The following is an 18,937-nucleotide window of genomic DNA, read 5'->3' as shown; positions in this document are numbered from 1 at the left end:
GTTCCCTCAGACGGTCTTCGGCATTTCGAAACGATAACCGGCGCCGCGCATGGTTTTAAGGTAACGCGGGTTTTCCGGATCGGCTTCAATCTTCTCGCGAATTCGCCGCACATAGACGTCGACCGAACGCGGGGTGACGAAGCGAGCGTCGCCCCAGACGGCGTCAAGCAACTGATCGCGGGTGAAGACACGGCCTGGATGGCGGGCCAGATAGTCCAGCAGACGAAACTCAGTCGCCGTCGTCGTCTGCAGGTGACCGCCTACCTTCAACTGCATGGCAGCCTGATCAATCTCAATATTGTCGAAGCTGACAATGCTTGGCGCAGTAGGACGTTCAAAGCGGCGCAACACGGCCTTCACACGAGCCAACAGCTCCCGGGTGCCGAAAGGCTTGGTGATGTAGTCATCGGCTCCCAATTCCAGACCGAGCACACGATCGTTCTCGCTGGCGCGCGCGGTGAGGAAAATGATGGGGATCGTCGACAGCGCGGGGTTGGAGCGCAGACGACGGCAAAGATCCAGACCGTCACCGCCGGGCACCATGATGTCCAGCAGGAAGAGGGCCGGGGGTTGCCGCTCAGCGTCAGAGGCTACATTCGTAGCCGCGTTGAAAGCCCGGACGATGAAGCCCGCAGCCTCCAGATGGTACTGCACCAGCCGCTGGATATCGAGGTCGTCTTCCAGCAGAAAGATGGTCTGGCTCACAGAGCGTTTTTCTCCTGTGTTCGGCCTTAGGCTATCGCAACCGAAGGTCTGGAATGCAAAAATAGTGTGAATCTGCTCATCTGATCTGTTGATTCGCAACGGATTTACGAGCCATCTACGAAGGGGATGGTGTAGTGTGGGCACACAGGCCCACTGATGCGGAACGCACCTCTAATCCTATGTGTCGATGATGAAGCCGTTGGTCTTCGGATTCGGAGCATGCTGCTGGAACGCGCCGGCTACCGTGTGCTGAGCGCTCCTGATGGTCCTTCTGGCCTGTCCCTGCTGGAGGCTCATCCCGTGGAGGCTGTGATTCTGGATTACTCCATGCCGGGCATGGATGGGGATGAGGTAGCACGGCAGATGCGGGCTATGCGTCCTGACCTTCCTATTTTGCTACTCTCTGCCTATGTAGGTCTGCCGGCAGACGCAACCGCGAATGTCTCGCTTTACATGACCAAGGGAGAAGGCGCGCCCGCATTGCTGGCGAATCTGAAGCGCCTGTTCTCGGACCCCAGTCCGCAATAGGTGCCGTTCATTGAACATTCGTGAATTTCGACGGATCCTTCTGCTGACATTTCTACTGCCGATTGCCGCATTGCTGATCGTCAGCGGAGTACTGTCGTGGCAGATCCGTTCCGCCAACCTGGCGGTGAACCAGTTACAACTGATCGACCGGAACCTGCAACGGCTGGGGCAGGCGCAGAAGCTTATTCTCGACCAGGAGACTGGACTCCGGGGCTACCAGCTCACGCATGATGAACAATTTCTCGATCTGTACCGCGGCCATGAAGGCGAGATCGTCCAGAGATTGAATGACGTTGAACAGACACCAGGCCTGAGCTTGCCGCAAACCACCCGCATCCGTAATCTCCGGGCATCCTATCTGCAATGGAAACATGAATTCGCTGATCTCCAGATAGAGGCTGTACGCACAGGTAAGGATGAGAATCCAGCTGAGGTGAATCTGCGGGGCAAAGCGCAGATGGATACCATCCGCAGCCAGTTTTCCGAGACTATGCAGGCGACCAGCGTTCTGCGGCAGCAGAGCGTAGGGGTCTGGCAGGAACGCGCACGCATCACCAGAGTCTACCTGCTTGTCCTTTCCCTTCTGACCGGCACTTTGATCGCAATCTACATGAACCATCAGCTCAACCGTGTCTCTCTCAGCTTCCAGACATCGGTGACGTCACTACAGGAGCGAGCGGATCAGCTCTTTGCATCGGAGCAGCGGCTGCGAACAACACTGGTTTCGATTGGCGACGGCGTAATCGTCACCGACGGACATGGGCTGGTGACCATGCTGAATCCGATTGCATCGGAGCTGACGGGTTGGACGATCGATGAAGCCTTCGGCCAACCCATCGAAGATGTCTTCGATATCGTCAACGAAGAGACTCGGCTGCCGATCGAGAGCCCGATCGCCCGCGTAAAACGCATGGACCGCGTGGTTGGGCTTGCCAACCACACCATTCTGCGGCGGCGCGACGGGACCGAGGTTCACATCGACGACTCAGGAGCTCCTATCCGCGACGCAGAGGGCCTGATGGTGGGCGTTGTGATTGTCTTCCGCGATATTACCCATGAGAAGCAAACACAGCGGATTCTTATCTCCAACGAGCGGCTTGCTGTCACCGGGCGGCTAGCAGCCACCATCGCGCATGAGATTCATAACCCGTTGGACTCGGTGGCCAATATTCTCTACCTGTTGCGCACCGACTCCTACGAGGAAGAGGAGCGCCGCCACCTACTGGAGATGGCTGACCAGGAGCTATCGCGGGTGACGCAGATCAGCCGCGCCATGCTCTCCCTTTATCGTGAGTCGCGTACGCCTGTGCCGGTCGAGCTTCGGGAACTACTCCAGGACCTCATCTCGCTCATCTCCTATAAGATTCAGCGAGCCCAGGTGACGCTGGAGCAGATCCTGCCTGAGACCGCACTGGTCGAAGGGTATCCGGCGGAGCTGCGCCAGGTCTTCACCAATCTCATCACCAATGCCTACGAAGCCGCCGACCCTGGAGGATCCGTCCGCGTGGAACTGATCAGGCTGGGCGATGGGGCACGGGTCATACTAACCAACAGCGGAGCGGCGATCGACGAACAAACCCAGCAGAGCCTCTTTCAGCCTTTCTTCTCAACAAAGGGAGAAAGAGGCACAGGCCTTGGTCTGTGGGTCAGCCGCGGCATTCTAAGCAAGCATGGGGGCCGGATCGAGCTTGAAAGCCCAGCTTTCGCCGATGGTACGGGAGTCAAGGTGACCGTGACCCTGCCGCGGAAGTTCATCGTGCACGCACCCGCAGAGACTGCCTAGGCAAGTCCTAGGCGCTCAGCTCTTCCACAATCAGCTTCGCGGCGGTCTCGCATTGCGAGCGCGAAACATCGTTGTGCGTTACCAGCCGCACTGAGTGTGGACCGATGGCACTGCAGCGAACACCGTTTGCTTCCAGACGGCGAACAAGACCTGGAGCATCCCCGTGGCCGGCCAAGCGGAAGATCACGATATTGGTCTGTACACCTGAAAGATCGATCTCCACAGCTGGCGAGGTAGCAATCGCCTCCGCCAGCAGGCGGGCATTCGCGTGATCTTCCGCGAGCCGTTTGGACATCTCCTCCAGGGCGATCAAGCCGGGAGCAGCGAGTACACCTGCCTGCCTCATGCCACCGCCCAGCGTTTTGCGGATGACGCGTGCGCGGTCGATCGATGCACGGCTGCCGACGATCATCGATCCGACGGGCGCAGCCAGGCCCTTGGAGAGGCAGAACATGACCGTGTCAAAGCCACTGGTCAGCCGTGAGACGGAAACTCCAAGCGCGGTAGCGGCGTTGAAGATGCGGGCTCCATCCAGATGCGTCGGAATGCCACACTCCTTGGCTCCAGCCCAGATCTCCTCAAAGACATCGAGCGGCGTGACCGTTCCCCCTGCCATGTTGTGCGAGTTCTCGAGCTCGATCAGCCCCGTACGCGCGCGATAATACGCGGCGGTATTGAGGACGATCTTTTCGCGGATCTGAGACCAGGTCAGCACGCCGCGGTCTCCGAAGATGGTGCGCGGCACAGTTCCGGCAACGGAGACCATCGATCCCATCTCCCAGTCGAGAATATGGGCGCGTGATTCGCAGATAACCTCCTGCCCCGGCCGCGTGTGAACCATGATGGAAGTGAGATTACCCATCGACCCGGTGGGAACGAAAATCGCAGCTTCTTTACCGAAGACCTGTGCGGCTCGCGCCTCCAGCCGGTTGACCATTGGGTCTTCCCCGTAAACATCATCGCCAACATCGGCGGTAGCCATTGCCTGGCGCATAGCGGCGGTGGGTTGGGTCAACGTATCGCTGCGAAGCTCGATAATCTCCATGCCAGTATTGTCTCAGGCAGTAGAGCATTTCCCTGTTGCTGGGTATCCCGGAAGAGGAGTGCAGCGGCGTTTTCGTTGCGGAAAACGCTCGTAGATGCGGAAACCCCACTCTATACCTACAGGGAAAATGCTCCAGCGCCTAGAAGCTCCGTAAAGACATCGTTCGAGAGAAGACGCCCCTTCGGCGTCAAAGCAATCCGCTCTCCCTGAAGCTGCATCAGGCCCTCTCGAACCAACTGCTGCAGCACTGGAACGACGGGACCGTCTTCAGGAAGAAGAATTCCTTCATTCAGCCGCAGGCCGAGAAAGACCTCCTCCTCCAATGCCTCATGCGGCGTGACAACAACCGGGTCGGGCGCTGCTTTGCCTTCGAGATAAGCATTCAGATCGTCCGTGTTCTGGAAGCGCCAACCGCCCAACATGGAGTGTGCGTCCAACCCCAGACCGAGGTATGGAAGTCGCTTCCAATACTTAAGGTTGTGGCGGGAGGCATGGCCCGGACGGGCGAAGTTCGAGATCTCGTATTGAGGAATGCCGTTGTTCCCCAGGAACTCACAGGCCTCCAGATACATCTCCGCCACCAGGCCATCGTCGGGCACATGGTGGGCGTGATAGCGAACGCCGCCTGCGATGAGTTCCCTGCCGAGCCGGGACTCCTCATCGACCTCCAACATATAGACACTGACGTGAGGCACATCTGCCGCAGCGGCCTGCTCCAGAGAGATACGCCAGCTTTCATGGGTCTGATGCGGCAGACCTGCGATCAGATCGACATTGATCTCCTGCACGCCGGCGGAGCGCAGACGGGCGATCTCGGCCAGGCAGACATCCTTTGTGTGGAAGCGGCCGACCGCACGCGACTCCTGGTCGACAAAGGACTGCACCCCCAGGCTGACCCGGTTAAGGCCGTGACGAAGCAGCTCCGCGAGGGTATCGTCCGCAAGCTGCCCCGGAGCGCATTCCAGCGTGAGCTCAACATCGGTTTGCAGCGAGAAAACGGCCTGCAGGGCTTCAAAGATGCGCTGAAAGTGCACGGCAGAGAGCAGGCTAGGCGTCCCTCCACCGAAATACACCGAATCCACATCCCGGGGTAACGTCGCCCCCATGCCGGAAGCCTTTGCCGGCGCCTGGGCGATCTCTTCGCAGAGACGGTCCACATACGCATCCATCCGGGCGGGGCCGAAGGCGTCGGACGCGAAGTTGCAGTAACTGCACTTGGCGCGGCAGAACGGAACCGAAAGATAGAGACCGGCGGGGGACATCTTCTCTATTGTTTCACCGGAAAGGGTGAACCGGAGACGGGTGGCTCCGCATCTACAATCTATCCAGATGGCGGCCAAGGCAGAAGACAAGAAGAAAAAGTCGGCACATGACGACGATCCGGCGGGTAAAGCATTCGATTCACGCCTGATGCGGCGTTTGCTGACCTATCTGCGGCCATACACAGGCCATGCCTTGATCTCTGCTTTGGCGATCCTGTTGAAGGCGGGGGCGGACGTAGCAGGACCGTTCCTGGTTAAGGTCGGCGTCGATGCCTACATGTCTCCCGAAGCAGGCCACAAACCGGCCTGGATCGTCCGCTACCTGAGCCATGACCCGATTACCGGTATCTCTCAGCTTGCGGCGCTGTACCTCATCGCCCTGCTGGTGAGCTATGGCCTGGAGTTCATGCAAACCTACCTGATGCAGTGGACCGGGCAGCGCGTCATGTTCGATATGCGCAGCCAGATCTTCCGGCATCTGCAGCGCATGGATGTCAGTTTTTACGACCACAACCCTGTGGGCCGGCTAGTCACCCGTGTCACCGGCGATGTCGACGCCCTGAACGAGATGTTCACCTCGGGCGTGCTGGCCATCTTCGAGGACGTTTTCGTCCTGCTGTTCATCGTGATTGTGATGGTGCAGATGAATCCCCTGCTGGCGCTGATGACGCTCTCGGTGATTCCGGCCATCATCTACTGTACAAAGCTGTTCCGCGACCATGTGCGGAACAGCTACCGGCGCCAGCGCGGCGCAACCGCGCGCATCAACTCCTTCACACAGGAGTATGTCTCTGGCATGGCGGTGGTGCAGATGTTCAACCGCGAGAAGCGTGCCTTCCGTGACTTCTCCGCCGTCAACGATGAAAACAAGCAGGCGTGGACCGACGCGATCTTCGCCTATGCGCTGTATTACCCGGCCGTCGAATTGCTCTCAGCGACAGCCATTGCACTGGTGATCTGGCGCGGCGGAGGCGGAGTCCTCTCTGGGTATGTCACCATCGGCGTGCTGATCGCCTTCATGCAATACGCACAGCGGTTCTTCCGCCCCATCCAGGACCTCAGCGAAAAGTACAACATCCTGCAGGCTGCCATGGCTGCCGCGGAACGCATTTTCAAGCTGCTGGATACCGCTCCCGCGATCCAGTCGCCTGCACAGCCGATTGCCGGCGACAACTCCGGCTCGGTCGAGTTCCGCAACGTCTGGTTCACCTATCAGCGCCTGACCGAGGCGCAGCAGGTCTTCGTCTCCTCCGCTACGGATGAAGAGCTGGCGGCTGACACACAGATTGAATGGATTCTGAAGGGGGTCTCCTTCATCATCGCTCCTGATGAAACCGCCGCCATCGTAGGCCACACCGGCGCGGGCAAGACGACCATCACCAGCCTGATGATGCGCTTCTACGACGTGCAGCGCGGCGAGGTCCTGGTGGATAGCGTCGATGTGCGGCTACAGGATCTGAATCGCCTGCGCAGGCGCTTTGGCGTCGTCCTGCAGGATCCATTCCTGTTCACTGGCACCATTGCTCAGAACATCCGCCTGGGCAGCGACTGGATCACCGACGAACAGCTCCAGCAGTCCGTAGAAGACGTCAATCTCGGAGCCTTCATCCGCAGCCTCTCCAACGAGCTGCAGGAACCCGTCGTGGAGCGAGGAGCCACCTTCTCCACCGGCCAGAAACAACTCATCTCCTTTGCGCGCGCGCTGGCCCACCGCCCGGGCATTCTGATCCTGGATGAAGCGACCAGCTCCGTCGATACCGAGACGGAGCTCCTGGTTCGCTCGGCGGTAGATCGCATGATTACCGGACGCACCTCGGTGATGATTGCTCACCGGCTCTCTACGATTCAAAAGGCTGACACCATCCTGGTGATGCACAAGGGACATCTGCACGAACAAGGCACGCATCAGCAGTTGCTGGCGCATCGCGGCCTGTACTGGAAGCTTTACCAGTTGCAGTACAAGGACCAGGAACTGGGAGACACTGCCCCCAGTGTTATCCCAACCCCAGCCGCTGGCTGATGACGTCGGTGTACTTGTTCCCCGAACCGGTATTGAAGAGCACCACCTCATCGTCCGGCTTCAGGAAGCCGGTCTCGATCAGGTAGTCGTAGGCCGCCATCGAAGAAGCGCCTTCGGGCGATAGCAGCAGGCCTTCGTTCCTGCCCCAATCTGAGAGCGCGTCAAAGATCTGATCGTCAGTTCGCGAGACAACAGTGCCGCCGCTGGCGCGGACGATATCGAGAATCAGATAGTCGCCATAAGGCTTTGGCACGCGCAGGCCGGATGCGAAGGTTTGAGCATTGGGATACATTACCGATGCCTTTTCGCCAGCCTCATAGGCGACCGTGATCGGCGCACAACCTGCGGCTTGCACCGCAATCATCTTCGGGCGAGGACCGGAGACCCAGCCGAGCTCTTCCATCTCCTCAAAGGCCTTCCACATGCCGATCATCCCCACACCACCGCCGGTGGGATAAAAGACCGCCGCGGGATAGCGCCAGCCAAGCTGCTCTACCAGCTCATAGCCCATCGTCTTTTTACCTTCGATACGATATGGCTCCTTCAGCGTGGACATATCGAACCAGCCCTCGGCGTCTTTGCGCTCCGCGACGATGCGGCCACAGTCCGAGATCAGTCCATCCACCAGCGTGAGATGTGCGCCGTGAATGTGGCACTCCACCTGGTTCGACAGGGGGACATCCTTCGGCATGAAGATATGAGCTTCCATCCCGGCGGCAGCAGCATAGGCAGCCATCGCTCCTCCGGCATTGCCTGCGGAAGGAGCAGCGACCTTGCGAATGCCCAGATGCTTCGCCATGGAGATGGCCATCGCCATGCCGCGCGCCTTGAAGGTTCCAGTGGGATTGGCGCCCTCTTCCTTCACCCATACCTTGCCGTAGCGGCGGCTGGGCAACATGGGCGTCCAGCCTTCACCAAGGGAAACCGGTGTAACCTCCGGCAAGACCTCGCGATAGCGCCACATGCCGGTGGAGCGAGGATAGTCCACTGTCACGCGATCACGGGCAGCAAGCCCTTTCGCCGCGGAGAGATCGTAGCGGACATAGTAGGAGCCTGCGCACTGCGGACAGACATTCTGCGGGACCGATGCGCTGGCCGTGTGGCCGCAGCGCGAACATTCAAGATGCTTGATCGACGGCATATTTCCTTTATTCCGGGCGCGGGTTATGCTCACGCCAGACTTTGTAGGCGCCCCACGCGGCGAGAGTGCAGTTATCCTGAATCTCGCTGCGCAGGATCATCTGTTCAAATTCGGCGACGGAGACACGAAAGATCTCGAGGTCGTGCTCTTCCGGATCCCGCTCCGTTACGCCCTGTTTCAAGTCCTCTGCGAGATAGAGATAGTGCCGCTGGCGCATCACGCCATAAGCGATCCACATCTCGTTGAGAAGAGTCATGCGGCCGGCAATCAGGCCGGTTTCTTCCCCCAATTCCCCATGAGCGAGCTCCTCGGGAACGATATCTTCAGTCTCCCAGCCACCCTGGGGGAATTCTTTGAACCGCTTACCGATGGTGTAACGATACTGCTCCACCAGGTAGACGAACTCTCCTTCAGGCGTGCGCTCCAAAGGGATGATGATGCAGGCCGGGTCTTTCTCGATGACGCCATAGACACCCCGCACGCCGCCCGGGCGCTCGATGATGTCTTCCCGTACGCGTGTCCAGGGATTGCGGTAGACCTCGCGGGAGGAGATGGTCTTGATCGACATGAAGCTCCTACTCGGCAAGGACCAGCACTTCGAGGTGCGAAGGATGGGCTGCCGAGAAATAGATGCTCTGCGTCTGCGGTTTGTACGCATCTGCGGGAGCGGTCATGATGTTTTCCACGAAGGTCTGCGGATTGCGATCATAGAGCGGGAACCACGAAGACTGCACCTGCACCATAATGCGGTGCCCTTTTTGGAAGGTGTGGTCCGCCCCATGAAGACTCCACTTGAACTCAGCGACCTGGTTCGGAGTGATCGCCTCAGGCTTCTCGAAGCTCTTGTTATAGCGGCCGCGGAAGATCTCATCGACGATCATGAGCTGGTAACCGGCCATGGGCGCCGGAGCGTCGTCCGGATAAACATCGATCAGCTTCACAACCCAGTCGGCATCGCTGCCGGTCGTGGAAGCGAAAAGGTCAGCGACGATATCGCCGGTGATGGTGGTGTCTTTATCGAGCACAGGCGACTGGAAGACTGCCGTGTCGTTACGGCTGGTCACGAAACGCTGATCTTCCACCAGCCATTGCCGCCACTTCGATCCATTGCCATAGGTGGACTGGATCGGCCGTGCGCGATACGGAACAGGATTCGCGGGATCGGCAACATAGGTAACCACCGAAGACTTGTCGTCTCCCTTCGGCGCTGCGAAGCTGACACTCTTCTGCGGAGCAAGATAGAGCTTCGCCGTCTTGAAGCCGGTCTTCGGCGGCCAGACGTCATAACGATGCCACCGGTCTTCACCGGTGCGGAAGCTGGCAGTGTCCTTGAGATCGAAGCCGGGTTTGTCCTTCAGGTAGAACTCGAAGAACGGAGCTTCAATGGTCTTGCGGTATTGATCGCCTGCAGGCGCTTCAAAATCGACCGCGCCCAGATGACGCGAAGTAGCTCCCCAGCCGCCGTGGTTCCACGGCCCCAGAACCATGAAGACGGCATGCTGCTTGTCCTTCTTGCCGTCGTGCGGGCGCAGCGCGGCGTACTCCGCCTGCGTTCCCCACATATCTTCCTGGTCCCACCAGCCGCCGACTTCAAGAGTTGGCACTTCGATCTGTGTCAGGCGGGCCTGTACAGCCATTTCCTGCCAGAACTTCGTATAGCTGGGCTGCGTCAGAAACGCCTTCGCCGTCGGCAGATGATCCATGCCGGCTGCCTTTGCCGCGCCCTCAAAGTTTCGGTTCTTCAGGAACCACTCAAAGAGATCGTCGTTCATGGAGACACGCTGATCGTCTTTGGCGCGCTCCAGTTGCTGCACATAATCGAAGCCATAGGTCTCGCGGAAGGCTCCGTTATGGAAGAAGTCGTCGCCCATCCAGACATCCGTCATCGGAGCCTGGGGAGAGATCGCCTTCACCGCCGGATGATGATCTACGCCCGCCATCATGGCAAGAAAGCCAGGATACGAGACACCCAGTACACCTACGCGACCATTGTTGTTCGGCAGGTTCTTTACCAGCCATTCGACCGTGTCGTAAGTATCGGAGCTCTCATCTACGAGCTTGGTATCGGTACGATCGCCATACTTATGAACGACCGGGCGATTCATGACGAACTGGCCTTCGGATCCATAACGGCCGCGAATATCGGCGTAGACGAAGATGTAGCCGCTGGCAGCCAGCTCCGGCTTAGAGCCATTCACCATGTCTGAGCTTCCGCCCGCGCCGTAGGGCGTACGCGACATCAGAACAGGCAGCGGCTCCCCGGACTTCTCAGAACCTTCCGGCCGCAGGATGACTACGTGGAGCTTGACTCCGTCGCGCGCGGGAATCATCGCCTCGGTGCGGATGTAGGGACGATAGTGGCTGACCGTGACGGGAGCGTCACCGATCTTGTCGTACGCCACATGCATGTTGCCGCGCGCGACGGTTAGACCTGTGACCTTTCCGCTGGCGTCACGCGTGAAATCGACGGCCTGGTTGCCGCCCTCCGTAGTAAAACCACTTCCCTCAGGCTTAAGGGCCACACGGCGGGCGCGCTCCCCTTCAAGGGTGAGCGCGCTGCCGGAGAAGCGAACCGCCACCAGGACATCAGGCTCAGCGTGCTGCGCGTACTCGCCCACCGCAGCCTTCAACAGGGCCTCATCGGCATTCTGAGCAAGTACGGGGGCGGATACGGCAAGCAGGGCAAGGCTACGAAGAGCGTACGAACGCAGCATCATCATCGGCAGACTCCGAAAGGAACTAGGTCAGATTTCCGGCAGGGCTGGCCGCACACTGAAAGCCCACGCGGTTATGCGAACCATCACAAAAGGGGCGCTTCTCACTGGCGCCACAACGGCAGAGCGAAACGGCAGGCTTTCCGGTCAGATCCCACTCTTTGCCATCGGCATCCGTGAGAACGATGGGGCCTTCCACACGCAGGGGGCCGTTGGGGCGAACAGTGACTTTGACGGGCGATACTTCGGACATTCCGGGTAGCTCTCCTTAGATAGATGGAAAGCTCAGCATACCAGCTAGCTGGATGGCTCCGGACGCAGGCGGTCGCGCAACGAGATGGCCAGCTCTGTCAAGTGCCGCAAACGGCGCTCCAGAACCGGCGAAAGTCCGGGTTCACGCAGAGCCAGCTCCGATTCCAGCAGAATACCGGTCACGGACGACTTCAGCTCAGCCTCGAGCGATGCAGTAACGGCGCGACGTGCGAGCTGCTGCTCCCGTTCGCGGCGTGCCAGCCCGGCACGAACCTCGCGGAGCAGCACAGAGCAATCTTCCGCCGGCATACGGAACAAGATCGGCAGGGCCAGGCCGGAGTGCTGCCAGAAGAGATCAGCGCCGTCTGGATACTGCATCGCCAGATCGGCATCGACCATCACAACCTGGAACTCATTGCGGCGCAGCGTCGCCAAAGCCGACCGGCGGTTGGCGACAATCTCAATCGACGCGTTGAGGCGTTTTGACAGGAACGACGCGCAGCCTTCCGCCTTTGCCGAAGCACTGACCAGCAGAATCGTTGCTTCCATCGGTCTCTCCCTTAGATGTGCTCGATGCCGTACTCTTTCAACTTGCGATAGAGCGTCGTCTTGCCGATACCGAGCAAGCGCGCCGCCATCAATTTGTCGCCGTTGAGTTGTTGAATCGTGTTGAGAATGGCCTGCTTTTCAAGCTCTGCGATGGAGACGATGCCGGGCGACTGGTGGACAACAGTTACGTTCTCAGCCGCAGGTGCGACCGCGATGACTGAGCCGCCGCGCGCTGTCTGCGCCCGGTACTCCTGTAACTGCGTTGGCAGCTCCGCCATGGTGAGGACAGGCCCGGAAGAGATAGCGCAGGCACGCTCAATCGCGTGCTCCAACTCCCGCACATTGCCCGGCCAGTCGTACTCGTGCATCACACGAAGCGCCTCGTCGGAGACAACATAGTCGACTCCATCTTCGCGGCGCATGCGCTCCAGGAAGTGGGCAGCGAGCAGCGGAATATCATCGCGGCGCTGACGTAACGGGGGAACACGCAGATTGACGACGTTCAGCCGGAAATAGAGATCCTTGCGGAAGGTTCCCTGTTCGACCATCGCCGGCAGGTCACGGTTGGTGGCAGCCAGGATACGGGCATGAACTGCCACTGGCTCGGACGCGCCGATCGGACGGACTTCCTTTTCCTGAAGCGCGCGCAGGAGCCGCGTCTGCATATCGAGAGGAAGGTCACCGATCTCATCCAGAAAGACTGTGCCATCATCCGCGGCTACTAGCAGGCCGTCTTTGGCCTTGTCGGCGCCGGTAAAGGCGCCTTTCACGTAGCCGAAGAGCTCGCTCTCAATCAGGCTCGGCACCAGGGCGCCGCAGTCCACGGCGAGAAAAGGTCGGTCAGCGTGAGCACCACCCTCATGGACGGCTCGCGCAACCAGTTCCTTGCCGGTTCCAGTTTCGCCCAGAATGAGTACCGGGTGCGACGATTGCGCCACTTTGGTGATCATGCGCGAAAGCTGCTGCATCGCGGCGGTGTTGCCAATTAACAGACTCGACAGCGAACGCGACTCTCCGGTCCCCTCCCGCAGGCGGCGGGCTTCCAGCTCAAAGGTCCGGCGTCGCCTGGCGCGGTCGAGAACCTGCATCAGTTCTTCCAGCGCAAAAGGCTTGGTCAGATAGTCCGATGCGCCGTTGCGCATCGCTTCTACTGCAGAAGCGACCGTGGCAAATGCCGTCATCAGGATGACAACCAGCTCCGGATGCGCCGAGCGGGCACGTTCCAGGAGATCGAGACTGCTGCCGCCGGGCACACGAAGGTCGAGCAGGACAATATCAATCGCCTGTTCATTGAGAATCGCTTCGCTCTCGGCGATGGTTCCCGAGGCAAAGATCTGGAAGCCGGCGCTCTTACCGATTTCGCAACAGGCGTGGCGAACGGCGGAGTCGTCATCAACGACTAGCAGGTTCATGCCATTTGGCGGTGCAACAGTCCGAGCGGCGGGTTGAGCTGTTTTCCAACGAGGGACAGGAGTTGGCATAGACGCTTGACCTCTCATCTCAGCCCTCCTTGAGAGGAGAGGATACGGAGGATTTGAATAGGGTTGGCGGAACAGCTCAACAAGATCGCCCGCATTGGCAGACACCTCCAGAGAGCTTGCTTATATCACGACAATATGGATATTTTCACATTCCTTGTACCAATTTGGTAAGTGATTCAAAACAAAATACAAAAAAGATGTTGTCAAAGGCATTACACCGTCCCCCATGGCGCTGGTCGATTCAGCGTATCGAAATCCGTTCCCGGTTGCTCCCAAAATGGTCCAGCCTGAGGCTTGTCGACGGCAATCGATGGAGGCTCATTACAATCGCTCCATGGCAACTCCGTTTCTTCGTCCTGGCGATCGTAAGACCGATCAGCTTCGCGTTACCTCCCTTACCCCCGGTTTCGTCGGCATGGCGGAAGGGTCGGTTCTGATTGAGGCCGGCTATACCCGCGTACTGTGCAACGCCACCATCGAGAATGGCGTACCCGGCTGGCTGCGCAACTCCGGGCGCGGATGGGTAACGGCTGAGTATGGCATGCTGCCCCGGGCTACCCTCACCCGCACCCCGCGCGAGGCCGAGAGGGGCAAGATCGGCGGACGCACCCATGAGATCCAACGTCTGATTGGACGGTCGCTGCGCTCGGTGGTCGATATGACGGCGCTCGGCGAACGGACTGTGATTCTGGACTGCGACGTTCTGCAGGCCGATGGCGGAACCAGAACGGCGGCAATCACCGGTGCATGCGCGGCGCTTGCCATTGCGCTGAACAAGCTGGTGGAGGCAGGCACGCTGCCGCAGAACCCGATGCGCGAACTGGTCGCGGCCACCAGCGTCGGCATCGTCGAAGGCAATGTGCTGCTTGATCTCTGCTATGAAGAGGACTCACAGGCCGAAGTAGATATGAATGTCGTCATGACCGAAAGCGGCGGCCTGGTGGAGACCCAGGCGACAGCAGAACGCCATCCTTATACCCGGGAACAGTTAGGCACAATGCTGGACTTTGCCGAGATCGGCATTCGGCATCTTTTCGAGTTGCAGCGGCACACTGTCCGATAATCGCAACTTTCCGCGATTATCGAACGTTGTTGTACAGTGGTAAGCACGAATTCGACAGGAGTCTTCGGGCTCGTTTAGTGTCTACACCGCAGGTACGAAGATTCCCCATTCGAACACCAACCGATCACAAAGGAACAGACAAGCAGGAGACCTTATGACCAAGCCCACACCCGGCAAATTGGCAGGTTTGAAGGCGGTATCGGATAAGCGCGGCGTCATTGCAGCCGCGGCCATGGATCAGCGTGGATCGCTGCAGAAGTCCATCGCCAAAGAGCGCGGGGGAACCGCCACTGCCCATGACCTGGAGGAGTTCAAGGTTCACGTCACCTCGGTGCTGACGAAGCATGCCTCGGCTATCCTTCTGGATCCGGAGTTCGGGCTTCCCGCGGCGGAGCATCGCAATAAGGCCGGCCTTCTGCTGGCCTATGAAAAGACTGGTTACGACGCCAATACTCCAGGTAGACTGCCGGACCTGCTGGATGTATGGAGCGTCCGCCGCCTGAAGGAGGCCGGAGCAGACTGTATCAAGATCCTGCTCTACTACACTCCCTTCGAAGACAGCACCGTCAATGACCTGAAGCATGCCTGGGTGGAGCGTATTGGCGATGAGTGCCGATGCCATGACATTCCCTTCTTCCTGGAGACGGTTGGCTACGACGAGAACGGCGGCGGAGAGAAGACACTGGTGTACGCTAAGAAGAAGCCTGAGGTCGTCTCCGGATCGATGGCGGAGTTCGGCAAGGAACGCTATGGCGTCGATGTGCTGAAGGTCGAGGTTCCGGTGGAGATGGCCTTCGTGGAAGGCACACGGGCGTTCAAGGGAGAGAAGGCATACTCCCGCGCTGAGGCCTTGCAGCACTTCCGCGATGCGGAATCGATGACGCACAAGCCTTTCATCTATCTGTCTGCCGGTGTGACCAATCCGGTGTTTATCGAGACGCTGGAGCTCTCGGCCGAATCAGGAACAAAGTTCAACGGTGTACTCTGCGGCCGCGCCACCTGGTACGACGGCATCCCCATCTTCGCCAAGCAGGGCGCCAAGGCCTTTGAGGACTGGTTGAACACGACCGGCGTGGAGAACATCAACAACGTGAACAAGGCGCTGCAGGCAGCAACACCGTGGTATGTGAAGTTCGGCGCCAACAGCCTGGAAGAACTGGGTTAAAGAGCCTCAGCAGTAGAAAGAAAAAGGGCCCGCCAAATTGGCGGGCCCTGCTCTTTGCTTTGAATGGCGCCCGTCCTCTGGCAGAACCGGCACACAGCAAAGAGCAAACTTTACGCGACGCTGCGGCTGACCGGCGTATGGTAGCGGCGATGCAGCATCTCAACCTCTAAGTGGACGATACTCCCACGCTCCTGGCGGCGTTCGACCCAGTTTTCGATCACCTCGATGCACGCGTGATCGACATACCGCAGAGAGTGTGTATGGACAACAACAGGTTTGTCCACAGACACCTGATCGAGCGCGGCGGTAATCTTCGGAATCGCCAGAAAGGTACCGACGCCGGAGAAGTGAACCTCGGTCAGGTCGTCCTTCTCCTCGACGTGAGTCTCAAGGTGCGTCACTTTCCAGAGTACGCGCAGCAGCGAGAGACCGATGCCAACCAGAACGCCTGTCAGCAGGTTGGTTGCCACAATGGTGCCCATGGAGAGCAGGTAAATGCCAACCGGAGCCCAGCCGAAGCGGCGCAGATGCAGCACATCCTTCGGCTTCACCAGCTTGATGCCCGTAAGCACCAGTACAGCGGCAAGGCTGGCGGTTGGAATCATCCGCAGGACGAAAGGCATTGCCAACACAAAGAGCAGCAGCCAGAGGCCATGAAGGATGGTGGACTTGCGGGTCTCAGCGCCGGCCTGCACATTGGCGGAGCTGCGCACGATGACACCGGTCATCGGCAGGGCGCCAACGAAGCCGCAGAGCATGTTGCCGACACCCTGGGCCGCGAGCTCCTTGTCATAGTTTGCCCGCACCCGCGTCTGCATCTGGTCGACGGCAGCAGCCGAGAGCAGCGTCTCCGCGGAAGCAATAAAGGCGAGAGCGGCGGCCGTGCCGATCAGGCTGAACCAGTTGACCGACGCGATCGTCGACGGGCCGGTGATGCTGACCATATCGCTCAGGTTTGAGGGAACGTTGACGCGGTTTACACCGAGATGGAAGACCTGTGCCACGGTGGTTCCGGCAGCGATACCAAGCAAGGCTCCGGGAAGCAGACGCAGCTTAGCAGGACGGAAGCGTTCCCATAGCAGCATGACACCCAGTGTGATGATGCCGACAAGAGCTGCCGCCTCTTCCCTGCTGCCATTCAGCGGAAAGATACCGCCGAAGACGGCTTCGCCCATAGCCATGATATTTGCCGGGCCATTGGACTTCGGCGAGCGATCCAGAACGACATGGAACTGCTGAATCACGATGAGGACGCCGATGCCGGCGAGCATGCCGTGAATCACTTCAGGGGAGATGGCGCGGAACCAGCGGCCCATCTTGAGTAGCCCCGCGGTGAGCTGCATGGCCCCGGCAAGGATGAGGATGGGGCCGAGCGCGGAGATACCATGCTCGTGGATCAGCTCAAAGACGATAACGGCCAGTCCCGCAGCCGGGCCGCTGACCTGCAGCGGCGAACCGGAGAACAGACCGACGATGATACCGCCGATGATGCCGGTAACAATACCTCGGGCCGGCGGAACGCCGGATGCCAGAGCGATGCCCATGCACAATGGCAGGGCTACAAGGAATACAACCAACGACGCTGAAAGGTCTTTCACCAGAGCGCCGTTTGCCGGCTGCGAGACTGTGTTCTTCATGATGATTTCCTTTATGCGATACGACGGTTTTCGTCATCGGCGCCGACCGTAAGCGGAAGGAAAGCGCCGGATTCATTGTCGAGAGCGATAATCTCGCCGGTTGCGATGTCATAAACCCATCCGTGCAGACGAACCGTACCGTTCGCCAAACCTTCGGCGACCGCCGGTTGCTGGGCCAGATGGTTGAGCTGGGTCATAACGTTGGCCTGGATGAGGAGCTCGGTCTGCTTCTCAAGCGAGATCGCACCCGCCTCTTCAAAGAGGCTGCGCAGCCACTTGGCGGATGGTCCGGCATGGCGAAGCCATGCGTGTACGAGAGGCAGTTCCTCAACGTGCTTGCGCTCCAGGAACTCCTTCATCGCGCCGCAGCCAGTGTGACCGCAGACCACGATATCGGCCACCTTCAGCGCCTTGACGGCGTACTCCACCGTCGCGGTGACGCCGCTATGCGACTCTCCCGGAGGCGGTACCAGGTTGCCTGCATTGCGGATAGGGAAGATCTGGCCGGGATCGCACTGCAGAATCATCTCCGGCATAACGCGTGAGTCGGAGCAGGTGATCAGGCAGACTTCCGGTTTCTGTCCGCGGGCGAGCTGGGCAAAGAGCGAGGAATGATTTGGAAAAACTTCGTTCCGAAAACGGGCGTACCCGTCGAGAAGGCGTTGCATCGTTTGCAATCTCCTAAATGGTGCACATCGAATAAGCGGGTGCGTCTATGGGAACGCCGGTGTGTAGATACACGAAGGCGCTCACAAACACAGGGGCTTTGCGAGCGGAGAAATTAAGCGATGGGAGGTGCGCGGGAGCCACCCGGCGCGCGTGGAGCGGAACCGGCGGCAATCTCATTGACCTGAGCCAGAGGCTCGGAGATCATTTCGGGCTGAAGAATCGGCCCCAGATACGGCAGAGCGACGGCCGGCGAGACAACGACCGGGTCGATCGGCTTCATTTTGGGGATGACCGTAGCCTCGGCCACTTCCGGAGCATGATTATCGGCGGCGGCAAGACGCAGCGTGCGTCCACTGCGGCCGGTCGGCCGGTGCGATCCATGTGGCGGAACGTGCGAATAGGCAATGCGCGAACTATGGGGCGCCCGGCGGCCATGCGCAATATCCACATACGAGAGCAGGTTCATGCCGAGGGCGAGAGCCATCAGCAAGGCCGTTCGTACGAGGAGGTGAGTTTTGCGCATAGCTTTGGTGTATTGTGCCACAGAATGTACGCCTGCCAACCCAGAAGGTGAGCAAGTTTTATTGTGTCCCACTTCGACGCGGGATAGCATCGCCATGTTCATGCGCTCGCTTATCCGCATAACTGCTTTGTTTTTTGCCGTTTCTGCCGCCCACGCACAGTACATCATCAAGAAAATCGTCTTCGATGGTCAAAATCTTTCTCCCTAGACGGAACTCGGGGCCGCTTCCGGTCTCAAACCGGGAGAGACCCTGAACAATGAGGCCCTGCAGGCTGCAGCCCAGCGACTGGTCGACACCGGCACCTTCGACGATATGCAAGCCACCCTTCCTACGAAACGAACTCCGGACCAAGCATGCGGAGAAGCAGATTTCTTCGCTGCGCTACGAAATGACAAAGAA

General features: G+C 59.3%; 18 protein-coding genes. 5 read left to right on the top strand and 13 right to left on the bottom strand.

Translation table 11 applies throughout. The annotated features are described in order from the left end of the window. Positions 1-6: 6 nt before the first annotated feature. Positions 7-705: a winged helix-turn-helix domain-containing protein gene (locus FTW19_RS11205; RefSeq protein WP_147647706.1), complete on the bottom strand. Its 699-nt coding sequence runs from the start codon at positions 703-705 to the stop codon at positions 7-9. Between the two features lie 156 nt (positions 706-861). Here FTW19_RS11205 and FTW19_RS11200 point away from each other — a divergent pair, with 156 nt between their 5' ends. After that, positions 862-1,233, top strand: coding sequence for a response regulator (locus FTW19_RS11200; protein ID WP_147647705.1), 372 nt, complete (start codon positions 862-864; stop codon positions 1,231-1,233). A 10-nt stretch (positions 1,234-1,243) separates the two neighbouring features. Then, positions 1,244-3,016: an ATP-binding protein gene (locus FTW19_RS11195; RefSeq protein ID WP_147647704.1), complete on the top strand. Its 1,773-nt coding sequence runs from the start codon at positions 1,244-1,246 to the stop codon at positions 3,014-3,016. Positions 3,017-3,023: 7 nt separating this feature from the next. On the opposite strand, the gene FTW19_RS11190 is transcribed toward FTW19_RS11195, so the two are convergent. Both FTW19_RS11190 and hemW read right to left on the bottom strand, forming a co-directional pair. Continuing rightward, positions 3,024-4,061: a threonine aldolase family protein gene (locus FTW19_RS11190; protein WP_147647703.1), complete on the bottom strand. Its 1,038-nt coding sequence runs from the start codon at positions 4,059-4,061 to the stop codon at positions 3,024-3,026. A 116-nt stretch (positions 4,062-4,177) separates the two neighbouring features. Beyond that, positions 4,178-5,323, bottom strand: a complete 1,146-nt coding sequence (gene hemW, locus FTW19_RS11185; RefSeq protein ID WP_147647702.1) for a radical SAM family heme chaperone HemW — start codon at positions 5,321-5,323, stop codon at positions 4,178-4,180. A gap of 67 nt (positions 5,324-5,390) precedes the next feature. Here hemW and FTW19_RS11180 point away from each other — a divergent pair, with 67 nt between their 5' ends. Then, the gene (locus FTW19_RS11180) at positions 5,391-7,343 is read left to right on the top strand and encodes an ABC transporter ATP-binding protein (protein ID WP_147650586.1); all 1,953 of its coding nucleotides are present in this window, start codon (positions 5,391-5,393) and stop codon (positions 7,341-7,343) included. Here FTW19_RS11180 and FTW19_RS11175 read toward each other — a convergent pair. Genes FTW19_RS11175 through FTW19_RS11150 form a run of 6 tightly spaced genes read right to left on the bottom strand, consistent with a single transcriptional unit; the run spans position 7,318 to position 13,411 of the window. Next, positions 7,318-8,484: a threonine synthase gene (locus tag FTW19_RS11175; RefSeq protein WP_147647701.1), complete on the bottom strand. Its 1,167-nt coding sequence runs from the start codon at positions 8,482-8,484 to the stop codon at positions 7,318-7,320. The genes FTW19_RS11180 and FTW19_RS11175 overlap by 26 nt on opposite strands. A gap of 7 nt (positions 8,485-8,491) precedes the next feature. Beyond that, complete coding sequence (locus FTW19_RS11170) at positions 8,492-9,052, bottom strand: NUDIX domain-containing protein (RefSeq protein WP_147647700.1); 561 nt, start codon at positions 9,050-9,052, stop codon at positions 8,492-8,494. A 7-nt stretch (positions 9,053-9,059) separates the two neighbouring features. Further along, a complete protein-coding gene (locus FTW19_RS11165) occupies positions 9,060-11,204 on the bottom strand; it encodes a CocE/NonD family hydrolase (RefSeq protein WP_246153683.1) in 2,145 nt (714 codons plus the stop codon). A 19-nt stretch (positions 11,205-11,223) separates the two neighbouring features. After that, positions 11,224-11,451: a CDGSH iron-sulfur domain-containing protein gene (locus FTW19_RS11160; protein WP_147647699.1), complete on the bottom strand. Its 228-nt coding sequence runs from the start codon at positions 11,449-11,451 to the stop codon at positions 11,224-11,226. A gap of 44 nt (positions 11,452-11,495) precedes the next feature. Further along, entirely contained in the window at positions 11,496-11,999 is a 504-nt protein-coding gene (locus FTW19_RS11155; protein ID WP_147647698.1) for a hypothetical protein, read from the bottom strand. Between the two features lie 11 nt (positions 12,000-12,010). After that, positions 12,011-13,411 carry a sigma-54-dependent transcriptional regulator gene (locus tag FTW19_RS11150; protein ID WP_246153682.1) on the bottom strand — a complete coding sequence of 467 codons (1,401 nt, stop codon included), beginning with the start codon at positions 13,409-13,411 and terminating at the stop codon, positions 12,011-12,013. A gap of 403 nt (positions 13,412-13,814) precedes the next feature. Here FTW19_RS11150 and rph point away from each other — a divergent pair, with 403 nt between their 5' ends. Further along, the gene (gene rph / locus FTW19_RS11145; protein WP_147647696.1) at positions 13,815-14,543 is read left to right on the top strand and encodes a ribonuclease PH; all 729 of its coding nucleotides are present in this window, start codon (positions 13,815-13,817) and stop codon (positions 14,541-14,543) included. A 154-nt stretch (positions 14,544-14,697) separates the two neighbouring features. Further along, positions 14,698-15,708, top strand: a complete 1,011-nt coding sequence (locus FTW19_RS11140; protein WP_147647695.1) for a tagatose 1,6-diphosphate aldolase — start codon at positions 14,698-14,700, stop codon at positions 15,706-15,708. A gap of 110 nt (positions 15,709-15,818) precedes the next feature. On the opposite strand, the gene FTW19_RS11135 is transcribed toward FTW19_RS11140, so the two are convergent. From FTW19_RS11135 to FTW19_RS11120, 4 genes are all read right to left on the bottom strand, one after another. Beyond that, positions 15,819-17,345, bottom strand: a complete 1,527-nt coding sequence (locus FTW19_RS11135; protein WP_147647694.1) for a SulP family inorganic anion transporter — start codon at positions 17,343-17,345, stop codon at positions 15,819-15,821. An 11-nt stretch (positions 17,346-17,356) separates the two neighbouring features. After that, positions 17,357-18,013: a carbonic anhydrase gene (locus FTW19_RS11130; protein ID WP_147647693.1), complete on the bottom strand. Its 657-nt coding sequence runs from the start codon at positions 18,011-18,013 to the stop codon at positions 17,357-17,359. 113 nt (positions 18,014-18,126) lie between these two features. Then, positions 18,127-18,498, bottom strand: coding sequence for a hypothetical protein (locus FTW19_RS11125; RefSeq protein WP_147647692.1), 372 nt, complete (start codon positions 18,496-18,498; stop codon positions 18,127-18,129). A gap of 97 nt (positions 18,499-18,595) precedes the next feature. Then, complete coding sequence (locus tag FTW19_RS11120) at positions 18,596-18,856, bottom strand: hypothetical protein (protein WP_147647691.1); 261 nt, start codon at positions 18,854-18,856, stop codon at positions 18,596-18,598. Positions 18,857-18,937 lie beyond the last annotated feature (81 nt).

This window comes from Terriglobus albidus, assembly GCF_008000815.1.
Taxonomy (GTDB): domain Bacteria; phylum Acidobacteriota; class Terriglobia; order Terriglobales; family Acidobacteriaceae; genus Terriglobus; species Terriglobus albidus_A.
Note: the sequence above shows the minus strand (reverse complement) of the source record. Positions and strands in the feature narration are given on the sequence as shown.